The following is a 22,314-nucleotide window of genomic DNA, read 5'->3' as shown; positions in this document are numbered from 1 at the left end:
CTCCGGGGCGCCCCCACCGCGGTGGTGCGGCGTGCGGGTCAGGCGCCCAGGGCCACGACCCCGGGCAGCTCCTTGCCCTCGATGAACTCGAGGGAGGCGCCGCCGCCGGTGGAGATGTGCCCGAACTGGTCGTCCGAGAACCCGAGGTTGCGCACGGCCGAGGCCGAGTCGCCGCCGCCGATGACGCTCATCGCGTCGGAGGCGACGATGGCCTCCGCGACCGCCCGGGTGCCCCCGGCGAAGGCCTCCATCTCGAACACACCCGCGGGGCCGTTCCAGAACACGGTCTTCGCGCCGCGGATCCGCTCGGCGAACAGCTTGGCGGACTCGGGCCCGATGTCCAGGCCGAGGCCGGAGGAGCCGATCTCGCCGTCCTCGATGGCGTCGACCGGGCGCACCTCGTGCGCGGCGTCCGCGGCGAACTTCTCCGCGTAGACGACGTCCACGGGCAGGACGATCTCGGTGCCGGCCGCAGAGGCCTTCTCGAGGTAGTCCTTGACGGTCCCGATCTGCTCCTTCTCCAGCAGCGACCCACCGACGGAGTGCCCCTGGGCGGCGAGGAAGGTGAAGACCATGCCGCCGCCGATGAGCAGCGAGTCGGCCTTGCCGATGAGGTTCTCGATCACCGCGAGCTTGTCGGAGACCTTGGACCCGCCCATGACCACCACGAAGGGCCGCTCGGGCGCGGAGACGACCTTGGTGAGCACGTCGAGCTCGCGCTTGACCAGATCGCCCAGGTAGGCCGGGAGCCGGTGGGCGATGTCGAACACGGAGGCGTGCTTGCGGTGCACCGCACCGAAGGCGTCGTCCACGTAGGCCCCGTTCTCGCCCGTCAGGGCGGCGAGCTCGTCCGCGAAGGCGCCGCGCTCGGCGTCGTCCTTCGAGGTCTCGCGGGGATCGAAGCGCACGTTCTCGATCACGAGCACCTCGCCGTCGGCGAGGGCCTCGGCCTTGGCCCGGGCGTCCTCCCCGACGACGTCGGAGGCCACCGCCACGGGGAAGTCGGCCAGCTCGGCCAGCTTCCGCGCGGCGGGGGCGATCGAGTACTTCGGGTCGACCTGCCCCTTGGGCCGGCCGAGGTGCGCCATCACGATGACGCGGGCCCCGGCGTCGGCCAGCTTCTTCAGGACCGGCAAGGACGCGCGGACGCGTCCGTCGTCGGTCACGGTGGAGCCGTCCAGGGGGACGTTCAGGTCGGAGCGGACCAGGACGCGGCGCCCGGCGACGCCGTCGGCGATCAGTTCGTCAAGTGCATGAGCCATGTCACTCACCCTACCCCGGCGACGCCGCGGGACCGGGTCCTCAGAGCTGCCCGCCGACGTGGGAGACGACGTTGACGAGGCGGGAGGTGTAGCCCCACTCGTTGTCGTACCAGGCGATGACCTTGACCTGGTTGCCGATGACCTTCGTCAGCGGGGCGTCGAAGATCGTGGAGATGCTGTCGCCCTGGATGTCCGAGGAGACGATGGGGTCCTCGGTGTACTTGACGATGCCCTTCATGGGGCCCTCGGCGGCCTCCTTCATGGCGGCGTTGACCGACTCGACGGTGACCTCCTTCTGGGCGTCGAAGGTGAGGTCCACGACGGAGCCGGTGGGCACGGGGACGCGCACGGCGAAGCCGTCCAGCTTGCCCTTGAGCTCGGGCAGGACGAGGCCCACGGCGGCGGCGGCGCCGGTGGTGGTCGGCACCATGTTGAGGGCGGCGGCGCGGGCGCGGCGCAGGTCGCTGTGCGGGCCGTCCTGCAGGTTCTGGTCCGCGGTGTAGGCGTGGATGGTGGTCATCAGGCCGCGCTCGATGCCGAACGCGTCGTTGAGGACCTTCGCCATGGGGGCGAGGCAGTTGGTGGTGCAGGAGGCGGCGGAGACGATGTTCATCGACGCGGCGTCGTAGCTGTCGAGGTTGACGCCGGGCACGAAGGTGCCGTCGATCTCCTTGCCGGGGGCGGACAGGACGACCTTCTTGGCGCCGCCGTCCAGGTGGGCCTTGGCCTTGGAGCCGTTGGTGAAGCGGCCGGTCGACTCCACGACGACGTCCACGCCGAGCTCGCCCCAGGGCAGCTTGGAGGGGTCCGGCTCGGCGAGGAACTTGACCTCGTGGCCGTCCACGCTCATGGTGTCGCCGTCGAGGGTCACCTCGCCGGGGAACCGGCCCATGATGGAGTCGTACTTGAAGAGGTGGACCAGGGCCTCCGGGTCCGTGAGGTCGTTCACGGCCACGACCTCGATGTTCTCGCCCTGCTCGCGCGCCGCGCGGAGGAAGTTGCGTCCGATGCGTCCGAAGCCGTTGATGCCCACTCGAATGGTCACTGGGTTCTCCTGTGTTGGTCGGGGTCTGGATCGTTGAACCGGGTCCCATTCTACGTGGTTATCCCTGGGATGTCTTGGGGTCGTGAAAGATTCACCCCGAATTCATCGTCAAACCAACACAAAACCACATCGGTGGGCACGGAACCCCGGAAAACCACGGACCGCCTCGTGGGGTTTCCGGCGCGGCCCCGGAGGCGCCGCGCCGGAGGCCCGGGGGCCGGGCTCAGGAGGGCAGGGCGTCCGCGGCGACCCCGGCGTCGGTGCCGGGGAGGTTCAGCTCCTCCGCCCGGCGGTCCGCCATGGCCAGCAGCCGGCGGATCCGGCCGGCCACGGCGTCCTTGGTGAGCGGCGGGTCCGCGAGCCGGCCGAGCTCGTCGAGGCTGGCCTGCTTGTTGGACAGGCGCAGCTCCCCCGCCTGCCGCAGGTGCTCCGGGACCTCGTCGCCGAGGATCTCCAGGGCGCGCTCGACCCGGGCCCCGGCGGCCACGGCGGCCTGCGCGGAGCGGCGGAGGTTGGCGTCGTCGAAGTTGGCGAGGCGGTTGGCCGTGGCGCGCACCTCCTTGCGCATCCGCCGGTCCTCCCACTGCAGGAGCGTCTGGTGGGCGCCCATCCGGGTGAGCAGCGCGGCGATGGCGTCCCCGTCCCGCACGACCACGCGGTCCACTCCCCGCACCTCGCGGGCCTTCGCGAGGACGCCGAGCCGGCGAGCGGCGCCCACGAGCGCGAGCGCGGCCTCGGGGCCGGGGCAGGTGAACTCCATGGCGGCGGAGCGGCCGGGCTCGGTGAGGGATCCGTGGGCGAGGAAGGCCCCGCGCAGCACCGCCTCGGCGTCGGCCACGGCACCGTTGACCACGGCCGGCGGGAGGCCGCGCACGGGGCGCCCGCGCGAGTCGAGCAGGCCCGTCTGCCGGGCGAGGGCCTCGCCGTCCTGGACGACGCGCACCACGTAGGAGCTGCCGCGCCGCAGTCCGCCGCCGGAGACGACCACGATCTCGCTGTCGTGGCCGAAGACCTCGTGGACGGCGCGGCGCACCCGGCGCGCCGTGGCGCCGAGGTCCACCTCCGCCTCGACGACGATGCGTCCCGAGACGATGTGGAGCCCGCCGGCGAAGCGCAGCAGGGCGGAGAGCTCCGCGCGCCGCTCCGAGGACCTCTTGATCTCGAGACGGGACAGTTCTTCCTTGACCGATGACGTCAGGGCCACGCGGTTCCTTTCCTGGGGATGTCTGGGGATGTCCGGGGTTGTCCGGGGTCGGGGTGCGCCGAGGGGCTCTCAGCGGTGGCGCTCGAAGATCTCCTGGTAGGCGGCCGCGAGCCGGAGCGTGTTGTGCACGGCGGTGCCGGGGTGGGCCCGGACGTCGGCGTAGAAGACCTCGGCGCCCAGGCCGCGGGCGACCTCCTCGAGGTCGGCGCCGTCCTCGGTGGCCGAGGGGTCGGCGAGGACCACGTCCAGGGTCAGCTCGGGGCAGTAGGCGTGCAGGACCCGCAGGTGGTCGGCGGCCGTCTTGCCGCGCGTCTCGGTGTCCGGCGAGAGGTTCAGGGTGACGCAGCGGCGCGCCCGGGACCCGCAGATCGCCTCCCGCAGCTCGGGCAGCAGCAGGTGCGGCAGCACGGAGGTGTGCCAGGAGCCCGGCCCCATGATCACCCAGTCGGCGAGCCCGACCGCCTCGACCGCCTGGGGGCACGCCGGGGCGTCGGGGGGCACGAGCCGGACATTGCACACGTCGGCCTGCTTGGCCAGGACCGCCTGCCCCGTGATCGTGCGCACCGCGCCGGGCGCGCCCGGGCCGTCCGGGACGCACGCACCGCCGGCGGACGCAGGGACGTCGCCGGCGATGACCAGGGGCTCCGTGGACATCGGCAGCACCCTGCCGCGGGCGCCCAGGAGGGCGCCCGCCCACTCCAGACCCGCCACCGGGTCCCCCAGCAGCTCCCACAGCGTGACGATGAGCAGGTTGCCGAGCGCGTGGTTGTCGAGGGTCGTGGAGCGGCCCTCCGAGGAGCTGAACCGGTGCTGCATGACGTCGCGCCACGTCCGGCCCCACTCGGAGTCGTCGCACAGCGCGGCGAGCGCCATCCGCAGGTCCCCCGGGGGCAGGACGCCGAGCTCGTCGCGCAGCCGGCCGGAGGAGCCGCCGTCGTCGGCCACCGTCACGACCGCCGTGAGCACGGGGGTGATCCGGCGCAGGGCGGCGAGGTTCGCCGAGAGCCCGTGCCCGCCGCCGAGGGCGACCACGGACGGGCTGTCGCCGCCGGGCCGCCGGGCGGAGTGGTCCGGGGAGTGGTGCGGGTCGACATCGGCGCCGCTGCTGAGGGGCAGCCGGGGGAAGGCGCCGGTGGGAGGAAAGGTCATCGGGGGTCCAATGCGGGTGAGGGCGAGCCGGTCACTCCCGGCCCATGTCCCGGTGCTGGATGTTGACGGTCACGAGCGGCAGCTTGGCGAGCCTGCGGGCCACCTCCTCGCTGACGGCCACGGAGCGGTGCTTCCCGCCCGTGCAGCCGATCGCGATGGTGGCGTAGTGCTTGTTCTCCGTACGGTATCCCGCGAAGACGGGTTCGAGCATGGCGACGAACCGGTCCACGAACTGCCGGGGGCCCTCGTCCTGGAACACGTAGTCCCGGACCTCGTCGTCCTTGCCGGTGCGGGGGCGCAGCGACGGGACCCAGTGCGGGTTGGGGATGAACCGGACGTCGGCCACGTAGTTCGCGTCCGCGGGGACTCCGTACTTGAAGCCGAAGCTGAGCACGGTCAGGCGCAGGACCACGGGCCCGTTCGTGGAGAACAGGTCGGCCACGGCCCGGGACAGGGCGTGCACGTTGAAGCCGGAGGTGTCCAGGACCACGTCGGCCGACTCCCGCAGGTCCGTCAGCAGGGCGCGCTCGGCGCGGATGCCGTCGAGGATCCGCCCGCCGGCCTGCAACGGGTGGGGCCGGCGCTGGTGCTCGTAGCGCGAGACCAGCACCTCGTCGGCGGCGTCCAGGAACAGCACCGAGAAGTCGACGTCGGACGCCTCGAGGGCGGCCAGCGTCTCCTTCATGTCGCTGAACAGGGCCTTGCCGCGCACGTCGATGACCACCGCCAGCTTGGGCAGGGCCTGCGGGGTGCGGGAGACGAGGTCCGCGAGGGTGTGCAGCATCTGCGGCGGCAGGTTGTCGACCACGTACCAGCCGAGGTCCTCGAGGGCGTTCGCGGCCGTGCTGCGCCCGGCCCCGGACATGCCCGTGACGACGAGCAGCTCCGAGCTCGTCGGCTTCGCGTGCTCCGTCCCGTCCGCCGTCCCGACGTCCGCTCCGGCGGTGTGCTCGCTCATGTGCGCTCCGTCTCCCGTCGTGATGCCCTGCGCCTGGTGCGCCCTGCCCGCCGCTGCGCTCCCGCCGCGCCCGGCGCACCGGTCGCGGCCGGGCTCTCGCGGCGGTCCCGCCCCAGCCTAACGAAGTCGACGGGGCCCCGCCGCGACCGCGCTCAGGAGAGCACCTCGCCGGTGGTCATGTTGACCGCCGGGGCGGCGGTGTCGTCGGAGGCCTGCAGCGCGGCCGCCACCTTCTCGGCGAGGGTCCGCCCGAAGCCGGGCACCTGCTCGATCTCCTCCACGCGGGCCGCCCGCAGCTTCTTGACGGAGCCGAAGTGCTTCAGCAGCGCCTTCTGCTTGGCGGGTCCCACCCCGGGCAGCTCGTCGAGCACGGAGCCCGTCATGGCGGAGGAGCGCTTCTTGCGGTGGAACGTGATGGCGAAGCGGTGGGCCTCGTCGCGGATCCGCTGGAGCAGGTACAGGCCCTGGCTCGCGCGCGGCAGGATCACGGGGAACTCGTCGTCCGGCACCCACACCTCCTCGAGCCGCTTGGCCAGGCCCACCACGTGGACGTCGTCGATCCCGAGGTCGCGCAGGGCCCGGGCGGCCGCGGCGACCTGCGGGGGCCCGCCGTCGACCACCACGAGGCTGGGCGGATAGGCGAAGCGCGCCCGCTCGGGGGCCTCGGCCCCGGCGTCCACCTGCCCGGTGCGCGGCCCGGCGGCCTCCCGCTCGGCCTGCTCCTCGAGGTGCCGGCGGAAGCGCCGGGAGATGACGTCGTACATGGACGCGGTGTCGTCGCGTGCGGCCTCGCCCGTGACCGAGAACTTCCGGTAGTCCGCCTTGCGGGGCAGCCCGTCCTCGAAGACGACCATCGAGGCGACGACGTTCGTGCCCTGCACGTGCGAGATGTCGTAGCACTCGATGCGCATCAGCGGCACAGGGATGTCCAGGGCCTCCTGCAGCTCCTGCAGGGACGCGGAGCGGGTGGTGATGTCGCCGGCCCGCCGGGACTTGTGCAGCTTCAGGGCCTGCCGGGCGTTCTCCTGCACCGTCTCCATCAGGTGCGCCTTCTCCCCGCGCTGCGGGACGGCGATCGAGACCCGGGACCCGCGCAGGCCCGAGAGCCACTCCTCGAGCCGGTCGGTGCTGTCGGCGGGCTCGGAGAGCAGCACCGTGCGCGGGATGGCGTCCTCCCGGTAGGCGAGCTCCGCCGAGGGCCGGTGCTTGGACCCGCCCGGGGACGGGGCCGCGGCGGCCTGGGCGCTCTCGGCGGCGTCCGTGGCGGTCTCGCCGTAGACCTGCTCGAGCAGCTGCTCGAGCAGCCGTCCGCCGTCGGCCTCCTCGACCTTCTCCGTGACCCAGCCGCGCTGGCCGCGGATCCGCCCGCCCCGGACGTGGAAGACCTGGACGGCGGCCTCCAGCTCGTCCTCGGCGAGGGCGAAGAAGTCGGCGTCGGTGCTGTCGGAGAGCACCACGGCGTTGCGCTCGAAGGCCTTCTCCAGGGCGGCGACGTCGTCCCGGCGCGCGGCGGCCGTCTCGAAGTCCATCGCCGCGGCGGCCTCCTGCATCTGCCGCTGCAGCTCCTTGATGAAGGGGGTCGCGTGCCCGGCCATGAACCGGCACAGGTCCTCCGCGAGGGCGTAGTGGTCCTCCTCGGAGATCCGCCCGACGCAGGGGGCGGAGCACTTGTCGATGTAGCCCAGCAGGCACGGGCGCCCGGACTGCTCGGCGCGCCGGTAGACGCCCTTGGAGCACGTACGGACGGGGAAGACCCGCAGCAGGGCGTCGAGGGTCTCGCGGATCGCCCAGGCCTGGGAGTAGGGACCGAAGTACCGGTTGCCCTTCTTCTTCTCCCCCCGCACCACCTGGGCCCGGGGCACGGACTCGGACATCGTCACCGCGAGGTAGGGATAGGACTTGTCGTCCCGGTAGGCGATGTTGAACCGGGGCTTGAACTCCTTGATCCACGTGTACTCGAGCTGCAGGGACTCCAGCTCGCTGCCCACCACGGTCCACTCGACCCCGGCCGCGGTGGTGACCATGGCGCGGGTCTTGGGGCTCAGGGCGTGCGGGGGCGCGAAGTAGGAGCTCAGCCGGTTGCGCAGGTTCTTGGCCTTGCCCACGTAGACCACGCGCCCGTACTCGTCGCGGAAGCGGTAGACCCCGGGGGCGGTCGGGATGTCCTGGCGGGCGGGGCGATAGACTTGCGGATCGGCCACGGTCTCCCCTCAGCGGCCGGTCGGCGCCGGGGAGGTGTACCGGGCCAGCAGCTCCCCCAGCTCGGCGGCGTCCCGGGCCACGGCGGCGAAGCCCGTGCCCAGCTCGTCCTCGTCGGCGAAGCCCCAGGCGACGCCCAGGCAGTCGATCCCGTGGGCGGCCGCGCCCTCGGCGTCGTAGCGGCGGTCCCCGATCATCACCGTGCGCGCGGGGTCGGGGGCGTCCACGCCGAGCCGGCGCAGGGCCTCGGCGATGATCGCGGGCTTGTCGTGGGCCCGGCCCTCGCGCGGGGCGGAGACGGCGTCGTCGGCGGCCCCCGAGACGGTCTCGAACCAGCGGCTCAGCCCGAACCGCTCGACGACGAGCTCGGCCGTGGGCTCGGGCTTCTGCGTGGCCACGGCCATCCGCACCCCGGCCCCGTGCAGGCGCTCCAGGAGCTCCTCCACCCCGGCGTAGACGCGGGTCTGCGCGAGTCCCTCGGTGCGGTAGCGGGCCCGGTAGGAGGCGACCACCGCCGGGATCTCGTCCTCCGGGACGTCGGTGAAGGTCCGCAGGGAGAAGCCCACGGGCGGGCCCACGAACCGGCGCAGGTCCTCGGGCACGGCGTGGCCGTGCTCGGCCAGGGCCCGGGCGATGCCGCCGGTGATCGCCCCGGCGGGGTCGAGGAGGGTGCCGTCGAGGTCCCAGAGCACCACGGGGGCGGTCATCGGGCGGCCCCTGCCGGGACGGGGCGCTCGGCGAGCACCTCGGCCAGGAACCGGCCGGTGTGGCTGTCCGTGTTCCGGGCCACCTGCTCGGGAGTGCCCTCGGCCACGACCTGCCCGCCGCCGGAGCCGCCGTCCGGGCCGAGGTCCACGATCCAGTCGGCGGACTTGATGACGTCCAGGTTGTGCTCGATGGTCATCACGGTGTTGCCCTTGTCCACGAGCCCCTGCAGCACGAGCAGCAGCTTGCGGATGTCCTCGAAGTGCAGGCCGGTGGTGGGCTCGTCCAGCACGTAGATGGACCGGCCGTTGGAGCGCTTCTGCAGCTCCGCGCCGAGCTTCACGCGCTGGGCCTCACCGCCGGACAGGGTCGTGGCGGGCTGGCCCAGCCGGACGTAGCCGAGGCCGACGTCCACGAGGGTGTTGAGGTGCCGGGCGATCGGGCCGAACGCCTTGAAGAACTCGGCGGCCTCCTCGATGGGCATCTCCAGGACCTCGGCGATCGTCTTGCCCTTGTAGTGCACCTCGAGGGTCTCCCGGTTGTACCGGGCGCCCTTGCACACCTCGCACGGGACGTAGACGTCCGGCAGGAAGTTCATCTCGATCTTGATCGTGCCGTCGCCGGAGCACGCCTCGCAGCGCCCGCCCTTGACGTTGAAGGAGAACCGGCCGGCCTGGTAGCCGCGCACCTTCGCCTCCGGGGTCTCGGCGAAGAGCTTGCGGATGTGGTCGAACACGCCCGTGTACGTGGCGGGGTTGGAGCGCGGGGTCCGCCCGATCGGGCTCTGGTCCACGTGCACCACCTTGTCGAGCTGGTCCACGCCGTCGATCCGCTTGTGCCGGCCGGGGACCTGCTTGGCCCCGTTGAGCTTGTTGGCCAGCGCCGTGTAGAGGATGTCGTTGACCAGCGTGGACTTCCCGGACCCGGACACCCCGGTCACCGCGGTCAGCACCCCGAGCGGGAAGGAGACGTCGATGCCGCGCAGGTTGTTCTCCCGGGCTCCCACGACCTTGAGCATCCGCTTGCGGTCGATCGTCCGGCGCTGCGCCGGCACACGGATGGCCCGGCGGCCGGAGAGGTAGTCGGCCGTGATGGACTCCTCGTTGGCGAGGAGCTCCGCATAGGTCCCGGAGTGCACCACGCGCCCGCCGCGCTCGCCGGCGCCGGGGCCGACGTCCACGATCCAGTCGGCCTCGCGGATGGTGTCCTCGTCGTGCTCGACGACGATCAGGGTGTTGCCCATGTCCCGCAGCTTGGTGAGGGTCCCGATGAGCCGGCGGTTGTCCCGCTGGTGCAGGCCGATCGAGGGCTCGTCCAGGACGTAGAGCACGCCCACGAGCCCGGCCCCGATCTGGGTGGCCAGGCGGATGCGCTGCGCCTCGCCGCCGGACAGCGTCGCGGCGGCGCGCTCGAGGTTGAGGTAGTCCAGGCCCACGTCCACGAGGAACGTCAGGCGGGACTGGATCTCCTTGAGCACCTGCTCGCCGATCTTGGTCTCGCGGGTGCTGAGCTCGAGGTCGCGGAAGAACGCGTGCGCCTCGCGCATGGGCATGCGCGTGGTCTCGGCGATGTTCTTCCCGCCCACGGTCACGGCGAGCATGGTCGGGTTCAGCCGGGCGCCGTCACAGGCCGGGCAGGCCACCTGGCGCATGTACTGCTCGTAGCGGTCCTTGGCGTTGTCCGACTCCGTCTCGGCGTGCTTGCGCTTGATGTAGCCGAACACGCCCTCGAAGCCCTGGGTGTAGCGGCGCTCCCGGCCGAACCGGTTCCGGTAGGCGACGGTGACCTGGTAGTCCTTGCCCTCCAGGATCGCCTTGCGGGCCTTGGCGGGTAGCTTTCCCCACGGGGTGACGAGGTCGAAGCCGAGCTCCTGGCCCAGCCCGGCGAGCAGGCGGTTCCAGTACTCACTCGTGGCCTTGCCGAGCGACCAGGGGGCGATGGCGCCCTCCACGAGGGAGAGGTCCGGGTTGGGGACCACGAGCTCCTCGTCGACCTCGAGGCGCGAGCCGATCCCGTCGCACTCCGGGCACGCGCCGAACGGCGCGTTGAAGGAGAAGGACCGGGGCTCGATCTCGTCGGCCTGCAGGGGGTGCTCGTTGGGGCACGCGAGGTTCTCGGAGAACGGGCGGCGCAGCTCCAGCGGGTGGGCGATCTCCTCGTCCGTGCGGGGCACGAGCTCGACGACGACGCGGCCCTCGGCGAGGCCCAGCGCCGTCTCGACGGAGTCGGTCAGGCGCTGGCGGATGCCCTCCTTGACCACGAGCCGGTCCACGACCACCTCGATGGTGTGCTTGTACTGCTTCTTGAGCTTGGGCGGGTCCGAGAGCTGGACCGTCTCGCCGTCCACGGTGGCGCGGGAGAAGCCCTTCGCGGAGAGCTCCTGGAAGAGGTCCACGAACTCCCCCTTGCGCTCGCGCACCACGGGCGCGAGCACCTGGAAGCGGGTCGTCTCCGGCATCTCGAGGAGCTGGTCCACGATCTGCTGCGGGGTCTGCTTCTCGATCGCCTCGCCGCACTCGGGGCAGTGCGGGTGGCCGACGCGCGCCCACAGCAGGCGCATGTAGTCGTAGATCTCGGTGATGGTGCCCACGGTGGAGCGCGGGTTGCGGGAGGTGGACTTCTGGTCGATGGACACCGCCGGGGACAGGCCCTCGATGAAGTCGACGTCCGGCTTGTCCACCCGGCCCAGGAACATCCGGGCGTAGGAGGACAGGGACTCGACGTAGCGGCGCTGGCCCTCGGCGAAGATCGTGTCGAACGCCAGCGACGACTTCCCGGAGCCGGACAGGCCCGTGAACACCACCATGGCGTCCCGCGGCACGGTCAGCGAGACGTTGTCAAGGTTGTGCTCGCGCGCGCCCTGCACCACGATCTCGGTGAGGTCGGACCTGCGGGCGGTCCGGGCCGCGGCGGCGGTCACCGGCCCGTCGAGGGCTTCGGAGGGCTCGGTCGACGGGTTCAGGACCAGGGTGGACGTGGGGATCGGCTCAGACACGCCCTCCACTCTAGTACCGGGCCCGGACATCGGGGCCGGGTCCGTGGGCGGGTTCACACCCGGTCCACGGGGCCGGTGGCGGTGTCCTCGCGGACCCGTTCCTCCGCGCCTCCTGCGGCGGGGGAACCGTCGGGGGCGCCGGTGGCGCCGTCCGCGGGCTGACCGGCCGCGTCCTCCTGCTGCCGGCGCCGGACCTCGCGGGCGTCGAGGGTGCGGGTGACGACCTTGAGCCGGCCCGTGGCGGGATCCACCTCGACGATGTCCACTGTGCGGCGCAGCGGGACCTCCTTGATGAGGAGCACCGCGAGCAGGGTCACCAGGGAGGCGATGGCGGCGACCAGGAAGACGAGCCCGGTGCCCGTGCCGTAGGCCTCGCGCACCACGCCCTCCACGGAGGCGGGCAGCGACTCCAGGTCCATCGTGGAGGAGTCCACGGCGGCGGGGTCCCCGCCCCGGGCCCGGGTGCTCTCGGCGAGCTGCCCGGCGAGGTGGGAGCTCATGAGGGCGCCGAAGACGGCGACCGCCACGGCACCGCCCATGGTGCGGAAGAAGGCGACCGAGGAGGACGCCGCGCCCATGTCCTTGAGCCCCACGGTGTTCTGCACGGCCAGGACCAGGTTCTGGTTCAGCGCGCCGATGCCCAGGCCCACGAGGAAGATGAAGACGCTCACGGCCCACAGCGCGGTGTCGTGCGTGAGCGTCGCGGCGAGGAACAGGCCCGTGGACATGAGGGCCGCGGCGACCACCAGGATGATCTTCCACCGCCCGTAGCGGGTGATCAGCTGCCCGGCGACCGTGGCGCCCACGAGCGAGCCGAAGACCTGCGGGAGCATGAGCATCCCGGCCATGGTGGGGCTGAAGCCCTGGCCGAGCTGGAAGTACTGGCCCAGGTAGGTGGTCGAGGCGAACATGGCCCCGCCGGTGGCGATGGCCGCGAGGATGGCCAGCGCGGTGGTGCGCTCGGTGACCACCCGGATGGGCAGGACCGGCTCGGCGGCGCGCTGCTCCACGAGCACGAACAGCACGGTGCCCACGAGCGCGGTGGCGACGAGGGCCGCGGAGGCCGGCGAGACCCACTCGAACATGCCCGGCTGGCCGGCCAGGGACACCCACAGCAGCAGGGCGGAGGCGGAGACGACCAGCAGCGCGATGCCGAGCCAGTCGATGCTCACCTTCCGGGGCGCCTGCGGCGGGATGTGCAGGGTGCGGTGCACGAGCACCGCCGCGAGGACGGCCAGGGGGGCGGGGATGAGGAACACCCAGCGCCAGCCGAAGAGGTCCACGATGAGCCCGCCGAGCAGCGGGCCGGCGGAGGTGGCCACGGCCATCACGGCGCCCATGTAGCCGGCGTAGCGGCCGCGCTCCCGGGGCGGGATGATCGTGCCCATGATGGTCATGGCCAGGGCCATGATCCCGCCCATGGCCACGCCCTGGACCACGCGGGCCAGGATGAGGAACTCGACGGTCGGGGCGAGCCCGGCCATGGCGGAGCCGAGCACGAAGATCACGATGGACAGCTGCAGCAGCTTCTTCTTGTCGAAGAGGTCGGCGAGCTTGCCCCAGACCGGCGTGGTCGCGGCGTTGGCGAGCAGGGTGCCGGTGACCGTCCAGGACAGCGACGTCTGGTCCCCGCCGAGGTCGGCCATGATCACGGGCAGGGCCGTGCCGATGATCGTGAGGGTGACCATCGCCATGAAGAACACGGAGAGGATGCCGGTGAGCGCCCGCATGACCTCCTTGTGGGCGGCGCCGGTCCCCCCGCCCGGTGCGGCGGTCGGTTGCTGTGACGTCATCGTGCGGTGCGCTCCTCGTGCTCTCGGTCTGCGTGGTCTCGGTCTTCGTGCTCTCGGTCCGGCTGGTCCCGGCAGGACGTGGTGCGCTCCACGCCGAGGGAGCTCAGGAAGACGGTGGTGATCTCGTTGATGGCCCCCCGGCTGGTGCGGGCCTGGTCCTCGTCCCAGTCCTCGAGCCGCGCGGCGAGACGCTGGGCGTCCTGCTCCACGACGGCCCGGACCTGCTCCCGGCCACGCTCCGTGATCGCGACGAGCGCGGCGCGCCCGTCGTCGGGATCGGGGGTGCGCTCCACGTGCCCCTCCTCGTCGAGCACGGCCAGCTGGCGGCTCAGCCCCGAGGGGCCGAGGCCCGTCTCGGAGGCCATCACGGTGGCCCGGCGCGGCCCGTTGCTGTCGAGGTAGTAGAGCAGGGCGATCGCCGTGGGATTGAGCCGGCGCTGGCCGGCGTCGGTCTTGGTCACGCGCTTCATGACGCGCTGCAGCTCCAGCAGGTCGCGCACCAGCTCCACGGCGGTGTCGTGGGAGACGGGCAACGGGGCTCCTCGAGGGGTAGGGACGGGCGTCAGGGGTGAGGGCGGCAACGGCGACGGGGCACCCGGTCCGCACTCCCCCGTCACGTACGGGGGCCGCGTCGACGACGACGCGGGCGTGGTGCCACCGGATGCCCTGATGATTTGTTGCCTCACGCAACTTTATCCGGACGGGGCGCGGGGGACAACCGCGGATCCCGTGCCGTCGGACACACGTCCGGGGTCCCGGGCCGCCGGGAGCGCCCCGGCGGGCGCGGAGCAGGACCGCACGCGCACCGCCCGCACGACCGTGCGCCCGCGATTGGCGAGTGCCGGGGCACGGGAGTACCTTCGTCCTCATGATCGCAACGAAGACGGAGGTCACCGACCTCGCCGAGGTCACGATTCGCCGGATCTCCGTGAGCGAGATGGACAACAACGTCTACCTCCTCACGTCCAAGGACGAGGGCACGCAGGTCCTCATCGACGCGGCCGACGACGCCCGTGCCATCGCCGGCCTCGTGGGCGCCGGCAACGGCGACTGCTCCTACTCCTACGGCAACCTCCAGCTCATCATCACCACCCACTCGCACTGGGACCACGTCCGCGCCCTCGAAGAGGTCCGCTCCCGCTCCGAGGCCATGACGGCCTGCGGCGCCGACGACGAGTCCGACATCGCCGTGCCCATGGACCTGACCTTCGAGGACGGCGACACGGCCGAGTTCGACGGCTTCGACCTCGAGGTCATCGGCCTGCGCGGGCACACGCCGGGCTCCATCGCCCTGGTCTACCGCGACCCGCAGGGCCCGGCGCACATCTTCTCCGGCGACTCCCTCTTCCCCGGCGGCGTGGGCAAGACGAACAGCCCCGAGGACTTCCGGCAGCTGATCGACGACGTCACCGAGCGCGTCTTCGAGCGCTTCGACGACGACACCGTGGTCCACCCCGGCCACGGGAAGCCGACCACGCTGGGGGCGGAGCGCCCGCACCTCGACGAGTGGCGGGCCCGCGGGTGGTGAGCCCCGGTCCCGCGACCGGGACCGCCGCCGACCGGAGCGCCTACACCGCCGTCCTGGTCTTCCCCGTGCTCGTCCTCGCGGGCGGTCTCGTGGGATTCCTGGTCCCCGGCGCCGTGGGCGGGCTCTCCGGGTGGATCAACCCCCTGCTCGGGGTGGTCATGTTCGGCATGGGCCTGACCCTGCGGCCCGTGGACTTCGCGCTCGTGGCGAAGCGGCCGCTGCCCGTGCTGCTCGGCGTGGCGGCCCAGTACGTGGTCATGCCCCTGGTCGCGCTGCTCGTGGTGCTCCTGCTGCGGCTGCCGCCGGAGCTCGCCGCGGGCGTGATCCTGGTGGGCTGCGCCCCCGGCGGCACGGCCTCCAACGTGGTCGCCTACCTCGCCCGCGGTGACGTGGCGCTGTCCGTCGCCATGACCTCGGTCTCCACGCTGCTCGCCCCGCTGCTCACTCCCCTGCTCACGCTCTGGCTGGCCGGGCAGTACCTGCCGGTGGACGGCGGGGCCATGGCCTGGTCGATCACCAAGATCGTCCTCCTGCCCGTCGTCGCGGGTCTCGCGGTGCGCCTGTTCGCGCCCCGCCTGGTCGAGCGCGCCCTCCCCGTCCTGCCGTGGGTGTCGGTCGCGGCCATCGCCCTGATCGTCGCCGTCGTGGTCTCGGGCAGCGCCGACCGGATCGTCGAGGCCGGGCTGCTCGTGCTCGCGGCCGTGGCCCTGCACAACGTCCTCGGCCTGGCCCTGGGACACCTCGTGGGCGCGGTGACGCGGCAGCCGGTCGCCGTGCGCCGCACCACCGCGGTGGAGGTGGGCATGCAGAACTCCGGCCTCGCCGCCGCGCTCGCCGCCCAGTACATGAACCCCCTCGCGGCCCTGCCGGCGGCGGTCTTCTCGGTCTGGCACAACCTGTCCGGCGCGCTGTTCGCCCTGCTCTGCCGCCGTGCCGACGCCCGGGCCGCGCGCCGGCTCCCAGCATCCTGAGAGTTCCCGGTGCCGCTGTCCGCGCCCCCGGGCCTCGGCTACCGTGAGCCCATGACCTTCGCCGCGCCCCGCGCCCCGGACACGAGCGCAGAGCGCAACGGCGCGGCGACGCGCGAGGCCCTCGAGGCCGTCCGGTGCGCCCCGTCCGTCCTCGACGGCATCCGCCGTGCCGACGACCTGGTGGTGGCCGCCCGGGCGCACCCGGCCGCGGCGCTCCCCGTGCTCGCGGAGGAGATCCACCGGCGCGAGGACCAGGTCGCGGCGATCGCCGCGGTCCACGCCCTGGCGGCGGTGCCCGGGCCGCGGGCGGACGTCCTCCTCACCGGGCTCCTGGGACACGACGAGGCGTGGCTGCGCGAGCACGCCACCTGGGCGCTCGCCGACCGCGATCCGCTGCCCGGCGCTGTCGCCGCCCTCGCCGACCTAGTCGCCGGCGGCGGCTTCCCCGGCATGCTCGCGCAGCGCACCCTGCAGGTGTGGGCCCCGGCGGCGGCGGACGCCGTGGGCGGCGCCCTCGAGCACGCGCTCACGGAGGTCGTCGTTCCCGGTCCCCGCACGCGGCTCGCCGAGACCCTCGGCCTGGTCCCCGGCCCGCGGCCCGCCGAGCTGCTGCGCGCCGTGGCCGCCGATCCCGCGGAGGACCAGGGGGTGCGCAGTGCCGCTCTCGAGGCCCTGGTGGACCGGTGGCACGCCGGATCCGGCGCCGCGGCCGACCTGGCGGACCTCGCCCGGGCCGGCGCACGCGGGACCGGGCCCCTGGCCGCGGTCGCCCGGCTCGCCCTGGCGGAGCTCCACGGTCCCGGTCCCGCGGCCCCGGCGCCCGGCGGGCTGACCGTCCTGCAGTCGTTCCTGCACGCGGAGATCGACCGGGACCTCACCCACTCCGGGCGGGGCGACAACGGCGGGATCGCCACGCTGCTCGCCCAGCTGGGCGACGCCCTCAGCGCCGGCCGCGTCCCCGGCGGGGTCGCACGCGTGGTGACGGTGTCCCGCGGCACGCACCACGAGGCCCGGGCGGCGCTGACCGGTCCGGCGGCGCGGCACGTCTTCGGCGTCGTCCCCTTCACCGGTCCCCCGGTGCACATGGCGGACGCCTGGCCGCGGCGGGTGGCCGCGGAGCGGGGGCTGCGGCGCGTGCTGCGCACGGCGGGTCCCGTGGACGTCCTGCACCTGCGCATGGCCGACGTCGGCTCGATGGCCGCCGCTGCGGTCGCCGCGGAGCTCGGCGTCCCGTGGGTGCTCACGATGGCCCCCGATCCGCACGCGCTCGTCGCCGCCCGGGAGAGAGCCGGCACCCTGACCCGCGCCGGCTTCGGCGCGGCCGACACCGTGGAGCACCTGTGGTTCCGCGTGCGGCTGCTCGCCGACCTCGCCGCCGGTGCGGAGCACGTGGTGCTCTTCCCCCGGCCGGACCTGGCGCGGGACGCGCGCGAGCTGCTCGGCGTGGACCCGGACGAGGCCGCGCGGTGCACGATCGTGCCGGAGGGCATCGACCTCGGCGCCGTGGACCGCGCCGCCGAGCAGGTGCGGGCCGGCACCGGCCCCCAGCTGGCGGAGCTCGACGCCGTCCTCGCCGCCCTGCCCGCCGAGCGGCGCGGGCTGCCGCTCGTCGTCACGGTGGGCCGCCTGCACCGGGTCAAGGGCACGGCCACCCTCGTCGAGGCGTGGGCCCGGGACGCCGGGCTGCGCGCCCGGTGCAACCTCCTCGTCGTGGGCGGGGACCTCGTCTCCCCCTCCACGGACGAGCGCGAGCAGCTCACCCGCATCGACGCCGTGCTCCCCCGGGACGAGGCCGCCTCCGCCGGCCTGCTGCTGGCCGGCCACCGGCCCCACGCCACGGTGGTCGCCTGGCTCGCGGCGGTGCGCCGCGGTCGGCCGGGACTGTCCTCCCCCGCGGGCGTCTACGTCTGCGCGAGCCTCAAGGAGGAGTTCGGGGTGGCGCTCGTCGAGGCCCTCGCGAGCGGCCTGCCCGTCGTGGCGCCCGACACCGGCGGTCCGGCGACGTTCGTGGCGGACGGCGTCACCGGGGTCCTCGTCGACACCCGCGAGCCCGCCGCGCTGGCCCGGGCCGTGGCGGACGCCCTCGACCTGGCGGCGCGACCCGACGCGGAGCGCACCGCCGAGACGGCCCGCGCCATGGTCCGCGAACGCTTCAGCATCGAGGTGATGGCCGCCGCCCTCACCACCGTGTACGACGACGCCGCCGCGCGCGCGGCCGACAGGAGCCCCACCCCGTGACCCTGCTCGTGATCAGCCCGGACTACGCGTCCCACCTGTTCCCCCTCGCGACCCTGGCCACCGCGTGGCGCGACGCCGGGGAGCGGGTGGTCGTGGCCACCGGACCGGCGACCGCCGCCATCGCCCGGGACTTCGGGTTCGACGTCGAGCTCCTGCCGCTGGGCCGCGGGTCCAACCCCGGGGTGATCCGGGCGGAGGAGCAGCCGCCCGGGGAGGACGAGGCCCTGCGGGGGTTCTTCGCGGCCACCCGCCGCGGCCCCGCCGAGACCCTGTCCTTCCAGGCGCGGGCCCGGCGCGACGACCTCCTCTGGGACCCGCTGGGCACCGCCCGGCGGGTCCAGGGCGTGGTGGACCGTGTCCGTCCGGACCAGGTGATCGTGGACCACCTGGCCTTCGCGGCGCGCCTGGCCCTGACCGGCTCCGGGATCCGGCACGCCGACGTGGTGCTCGGCCACCCCTCGGCCCTGACCGTGGCCGACGAGGTCTACGGGCACCCGCCCGCATGGCCCGGCCGGCTGCGCCCGGCCCCGGCCGAGCTCGAGGCGCTGCACCGGCTGTGCTCCTCCGTCCGGGACGAGTTCACCGAGCAGTGGAACGACGCCCTGCAGCAGATCGCCCCGGGGACCCCGGCGAGCGCCGACGCCTTCGCGGAGACCGGCGACGACCTCCTGCTCAACTATCCGGGCGAGCTCCACGACGAGCACCGGACCCGGGCGCTGCCCGAGCACACGTTCCTCGGCTCCGCCGTCCGGGAGGAGGCCGAGGACCCGGAGGTGGCCGCGTGGCTGGCCGGCTCGGACCGCCCGGTCGTGTACATCAGCCTGGGCAGCTTCCTGTCCGTGCGCGGGGACGTGCTGGCCCGGGTGGCCGAGGCCCTCCGCGGCCTCGACGTGCGGGTCGCCCTCGCGGCCGGGTCGACCCGGCCCGCCGACCTGGGGCCGGTCCCGGAGTCCTGGCTGGTGCGGGGAACCCTGCCGCAGGTCACCCTGCTGCGCCGGGCGAGCGTCGCGGTCTCCCACGGCGGGAACAACAGCGTGACGGAGGCCCTCACCGCCGGGGTGCCCCTGCTCCTGCTGCCGATGTCCACGGACCAGTTCGCCGGGGCCGCGGCCCTCGAGGCGGCGGGTCTCGGGACGGTGCTCGACCCCAACGCCCTGACGACGGCCGAGGTGCGGGACGCCGTGGCCGAGCTGCTCGACGACGGCCACGAGCGGCGGGGGGCGCTCGAGGACCTCCGGCACGACCTCACCCGCCGGCCCGGTCCGGGGCGGGCGCTCGCGGCCCTTGTCGGATGAGTCCCCGGCCGTGCCGGGCGACATCGCCGTGCCGGGCGGAAGTGCGGTGCCGGCCGACGGCGCGGTGCCGGGCCGCGACCTCCCGGCGGGCGGGCACGGCCCGGGCGGCGGCGCCCCGCCCCACGGCCTGCGGCTGACGGTCCTGCCGCCGTCCCTGCGGCTCGCCGAGGCGATGGCCGGCCGGGCGCCGGCGTTCGGCCGGACCCTGCGGCTCGCCCTCGCCATGCGCGGCGGCGTGAGCCTGGCCGTGTGGATCGGCGGAGCGGTGGCCGAGCTCGACGTGCTGCGCCGGATCCGGCTCCTCCGGGACGGCGCGGGCGGGCTGCACGCGGTGCTCCTGCACCCCGCGGCGGAGGCCGACCCCCGGCTGGCCGAGCGCGCGGCGGTGTACGCGCGGCTGCTCGCGGACGCCGGCTACGACCGGGTGGAGCTCGACCTCCTCGCCGGGGCCAGCGCCGGCGGCCTGAACGGCGTGGTGCACGCGGTGGCCCAGCGCGCGGGCACCGACCTGGACGCCCTCGGCCGGATCTGGGCGGAGCACGGCGCCCTGGGCCGCTTGCTGCGCCCGCTCGGCCGGCGCCCCGTGGACTCCCTGCTGCGCGGCGACGACTACCTGTGGCCCCGGCTGCTGGAGGCGCTCCACTCCCTCCGGGGCAGCGCGGAGCACCACCCGGACCTGGTGGCCGAGCACGTCACGGTCGAGCTCTCCGCCACGGTCCTGGACAGCGACCCCTCCCCCTACAGCGCGACGGCGGAGGGGCGGGGCGACTTCCACTTCTCGTCGCGGGACCACGGCGCCACCGCGCCGCCCCTCGACAACGACATCCCGGCGCGGGACGGTCCCCCCGCCCAGGCCGCGGCCGCGCTGTCCCGCCTCGCCTACGCCGCGCGGGCGACGGCCTCCTTCCCCGGCGCCTTCGAGCCGGCCTCGGTGTGGTCCGCCCCGGCCCCGGGCCCGGCGGGGGCACCGGGCCCGTCCGCCGGGCGCCCCGACCTGAGTCACGCGTTCGGCGCGCACCGCGATCCCGCGGCGCTGCCCTACCATGTGGTCGACGGCGGCGTGTTCGACAACATCCCCATCGACCGGGCCCTGGAGGCCGCTCGCACCAGGACGTCCCTGCGGCACGCCGACCGGGGTCTGCTGTACCTCGACCCGGACCCGCCCCACCGCGAGCGCGGCGTGCCCTTCGAGCGCGACCTCCCGCGCCTCGTGGGGACGCTCGCCGCCACGGTCGCCCGGCTGCCCCGGCGGGAGACGGACGACGACGAGGTGCTGGCGCTGTCCGACCACCTGGACGCCCAGCTCGTGGCCCGCGGCCGCCTGCACCCGCTCGCGGCCCTGCTCGGGTCCTGGGACCCGGCCTCGCTCGAGGAGCGCCGCCGGGCCTATCTCCGCTACCGGGCCCGGACCGACGCCGACCTGCTGTCCCGGCTCCTGACCCGGCCCGCGGAGTGGCAGCTCACCTCCACGCTGGCCCGGCGCGACGCCCTGCGGGCGCGGCCGCCCGGTGCGCTCGAGCCACTGCGGGCGGAGCTGCTCCGGCGCTACGACGCTCTCTCCCGGGGCCCGCTCGAGGACCCCTCCGCCGCGGCGGTGCTGCGGGGAGCGCAGGCGCTGTTCGACGCCGCGTCCTGCGTGCTGTCCTGGGTGCGCGTCCTGGAGGAGCTGGGGCTCGCCGGGCCGCCGGATCCTGCCGGGGGCTTCGACGCGGCCTGCGCCCGGGAGCGCGCCTACCGGGTGCTGACGGTGGCCCGCCACGAGCGCGACCGGCGGTTCCACGCCGTGCTGGCCGCCGTCGCGGACCCCGCGGCGGAGCTCACGGGGTCCGTCGGCCCCTGGCTGGGCGCGGAGGACCTGCCCACGGCCGGCTCCTGGGCCGAGCTCGACGCGGTCGTGGACGGGCTGCGGAGCCTGCACGCTGCGGTGGACGGGCGGCCGGCCGCCGACGGCCCCGGCGGGGCGGACCGGCGGGCGGCCTGGGAGGCGTCCCCCTGGTCGAGGATCCCCGCCGGGGACACGGCGCTGGGCGCGGTGGACCTGCCCCCGCTCCTGGCCGCGGCCGGGATCCCCGCCGTGGTGTCCCCCGTGGCCTACGGGGAGATCCGCGGGGACCAGGCGCCCGCGGCGGCGGACGCGTTCCCCGCCCTCCGGGAGTCGCTCGTCCGGGACCGTGTCCAGGAGGCCCTCGACGCGCAGGGGATGGGGGCGCCGGAGCTCGCGCGGGTGCTCCGGGACGGCGAGGGCCGGGTGCCGGCGGGCGCCAAGCTGGCCGGTGCGGGACTGCTGAACTTCCGGGGGTTCCTGGCCGGGGACTGGCGGGCCAACGACTGGTGGTGGGGGCGCCTCGACGCGGCGGCCGGCGTCGCCGGGTTCCTGCGCGGGCTGCCGGCACCGCCGACCGCGCCCTCGTCCCCCGCTTCTTCCGCGGCCCCCGCATCCCCCGCGCCTACCGCGGCGCCCGCGCCCGGCGCTCCCGGCGCGGGCGGCGCCGGGAGCACGACGACGGAGGACCCCGCGGTCGCCGCCCTGCAGGACAGCCTGTTGCGGGACGTCGGCGACGGCTCCGCCGCACGGGGCCGGGCGGCGGTCGGGGCGAGCGCCGACGGGCTGGACCGGCTGACCCCGGGTCACCGCCTCTCGCTGGCCTCGCGCGGGGTGCGCGTGCTGGGCCGTGCCCTGGCCGGCACCCCGGACCTTCCCCGTCCCGCCTGGGAGGTGGTGCTGCTGGTGCTGCAGCCCGTGCTCGTGCTCGTGCCCGCGGTGGTGACCCCCGTGCGCGCCGCCCTGGTCGCCGTCGCATTGGCCGGCGGGCTGTGGCCGGCCGTGGGCCCGGGCGCGGCGGACGGGCGGGTCTGGTCGTGGCCCGGGACCGCGCTGCTCGCGGCCGGTTCCGCGGCGCTGGTGCTGTCCCACCTGCGGACGGGGCGGCGCGCGCTCCTGCGGTGGGCGGCCGTCCGCGACGCCGCCGGGG

The 22,314-nt window shown here is 74.5% G+C and carries 15 protein-coding genes; 5 read left to right on the top strand and 10 right to left on the bottom strand.

Annotated features, from left to right (window positions below):
• Positions 1–38: 38 nt before the first annotated feature.
• From Q0817_RS17315 to Q0817_RS17270, 10 genes are all read right to left on the bottom strand, one after another.
• Positions 39–1,262 (bottom strand): phosphoglycerate kinase, encoded by a 1,224-nt coding sequence (locus Q0817_RS17315; protein WP_298591124.1) that lies wholly within the window; start codon positions 1,260–1,262, stop codon positions 39–41.
• 40 nt (positions 1,263–1,302) lie between these two features.
• On the bottom strand, positions 1,303–2,307 hold the full coding sequence (gap, locus tag Q0817_RS17310) for a type I glyceraldehyde-3-phosphate dehydrogenase (RefSeq protein ID WP_298591122.1): 1,005 nt from the start codon (positions 2,305–2,307) through the stop codon (positions 1,303–1,305).
• 223 nt (positions 2,308–2,530) lie between these two features.
• Entirely contained in the window at positions 2,531–3,511 is a 981-nt protein-coding gene (whiA, locus tag Q0817_RS17305; protein ID WP_298591120.1) for a DNA-binding protein WhiA, read from the bottom strand.
• A gap of 69 nt (positions 3,512–3,580) precedes the next feature.
• Entirely contained in the window at positions 3,581–4,660 is a 1,080-nt protein-coding gene (yvcK, locus tag Q0817_RS17300) for a uridine diphosphate-N-acetylglucosamine-binding protein YvcK (protein WP_298591118.1), read from the bottom strand.
• Between the two features lie 31 nt (positions 4,661–4,691).
• Positions 4,692–5,618 (bottom strand): RNase adapter RapZ, encoded by a 927-nt coding sequence (gene rapZ / locus Q0817_RS17295; RefSeq protein ID WP_298591115.1) that lies wholly within the window; start codon positions 5,616–5,618, stop codon positions 4,692–4,694.
• A 152-nt stretch (positions 5,619–5,770) separates the two neighbouring features.
• The gene (gene uvrC, locus Q0817_RS17290; protein WP_298591113.1) at positions 5,771–7,819 is read right to left on the bottom strand and encodes an excinuclease ABC subunit UvrC; all 2,049 of its coding nucleotides are present in this window, start codon (positions 7,817–7,819) and stop codon (positions 5,771–5,773) included.
• A 9-nt stretch (positions 7,820–7,828) separates the two neighbouring features.
• Positions 7,829–8,524 carry an HAD hydrolase-like protein gene (locus Q0817_RS17285; RefSeq protein WP_298591111.1) on the bottom strand — a complete coding sequence of 232 codons (696 nt, stop codon included), beginning with the start codon at positions 8,522–8,524 and terminating at the stop codon, positions 7,829–7,831.
• Positions 8,521–11,526, bottom strand: coding sequence for an excinuclease ABC subunit UvrA (gene uvrA, locus Q0817_RS17280; protein ID WP_298591143.1), 3,006 nt, complete (start codon positions 11,524–11,526; stop codon positions 8,521–8,523). The genes Q0817_RS17285 and uvrA overlap by 4 nt, the downstream gene beginning before the upstream one ends.
• 44 nt (positions 11,527–11,570) lie before the next feature.
• Positions 11,571–13,310 (bottom strand): MDR family MFS transporter, encoded by a 1,740-nt coding sequence (locus Q0817_RS17275; protein ID WP_298591109.1) that lies wholly within the window; start codon positions 13,308–13,310, stop codon positions 11,571–11,573.
• The gene (locus tag Q0817_RS17270; RefSeq protein ID WP_298591107.1) at positions 13,307–13,843 is read right to left on the bottom strand and encodes a MarR family winged helix-turn-helix transcriptional regulator; all 537 of its coding nucleotides are present in this window, start codon (positions 13,841–13,843) and stop codon (positions 13,307–13,309) included. The genes Q0817_RS17275 and Q0817_RS17270 overlap by 4 nt, the downstream gene beginning before the upstream one ends.
• A 335-nt stretch (positions 13,844–14,178) precedes the next feature.
• Between Q0817_RS17270 and Q0817_RS17265 the strand changes: the two genes are divergently transcribed.
• The 5 genes from Q0817_RS17265 to Q0817_RS17245 all read left to right on the top strand — a co-directional run.
• Entirely contained in the window at positions 14,179–14,838 is a 660-nt protein-coding gene (locus Q0817_RS17265) for an MBL fold metallo-hydrolase (RefSeq protein WP_298591105.1), read from the top strand.
• The gene (locus Q0817_RS17260) at positions 14,835–15,809 is read left to right on the top strand and encodes a bile acid:sodium symporter family protein (protein WP_298591103.1); all 975 of its coding nucleotides are present in this window, start codon (positions 14,835–14,837) and stop codon (positions 15,807–15,809) included. The genes Q0817_RS17265 and Q0817_RS17260 overlap by 4 nt, the downstream gene beginning before the upstream one ends.
• A gap of 51 nt (positions 15,810–15,860) precedes the next feature.
• Positions 15,861–18,047: a glycosyltransferase gene (locus tag Q0817_RS17255; protein ID WP_298591101.1), complete on the top strand. Its 2,187-nt coding sequence runs from the start codon at positions 15,861–15,863 to the stop codon at positions 18,045–18,047.
• Positions 18,044–19,342 carry a glycosyltransferase gene (locus Q0817_RS17250; RefSeq protein ID WP_298591099.1) on the top strand — a complete coding sequence of 433 codons (1,299 nt, stop codon included), beginning with the start codon at positions 18,044–18,046 and terminating at the stop codon, positions 19,340–19,342. The genes Q0817_RS17255 and Q0817_RS17250 overlap by 4 nt, the downstream gene beginning before the upstream one ends.
• Before the next feature lie 10 nt (positions 19,343–19,352).
• Positions 19,353–22,314 (top strand): DUF3376 domain-containing protein (locus Q0817_RS17245; RefSeq protein WP_298591097.1); only part of this gene is annotated, 2,962 nt, incomplete at its 3' end.

It is taken from the genome of uncultured Kocuria sp., from assembly GCF_947500125.1.
Lineage (GTDB): Bacteria > Actinomycetota > Actinomycetes > Actinomycetales > Micrococcaceae > Kocuria.
This window is presented reverse-complemented; position numbering and strand designations above follow the sequence as displayed.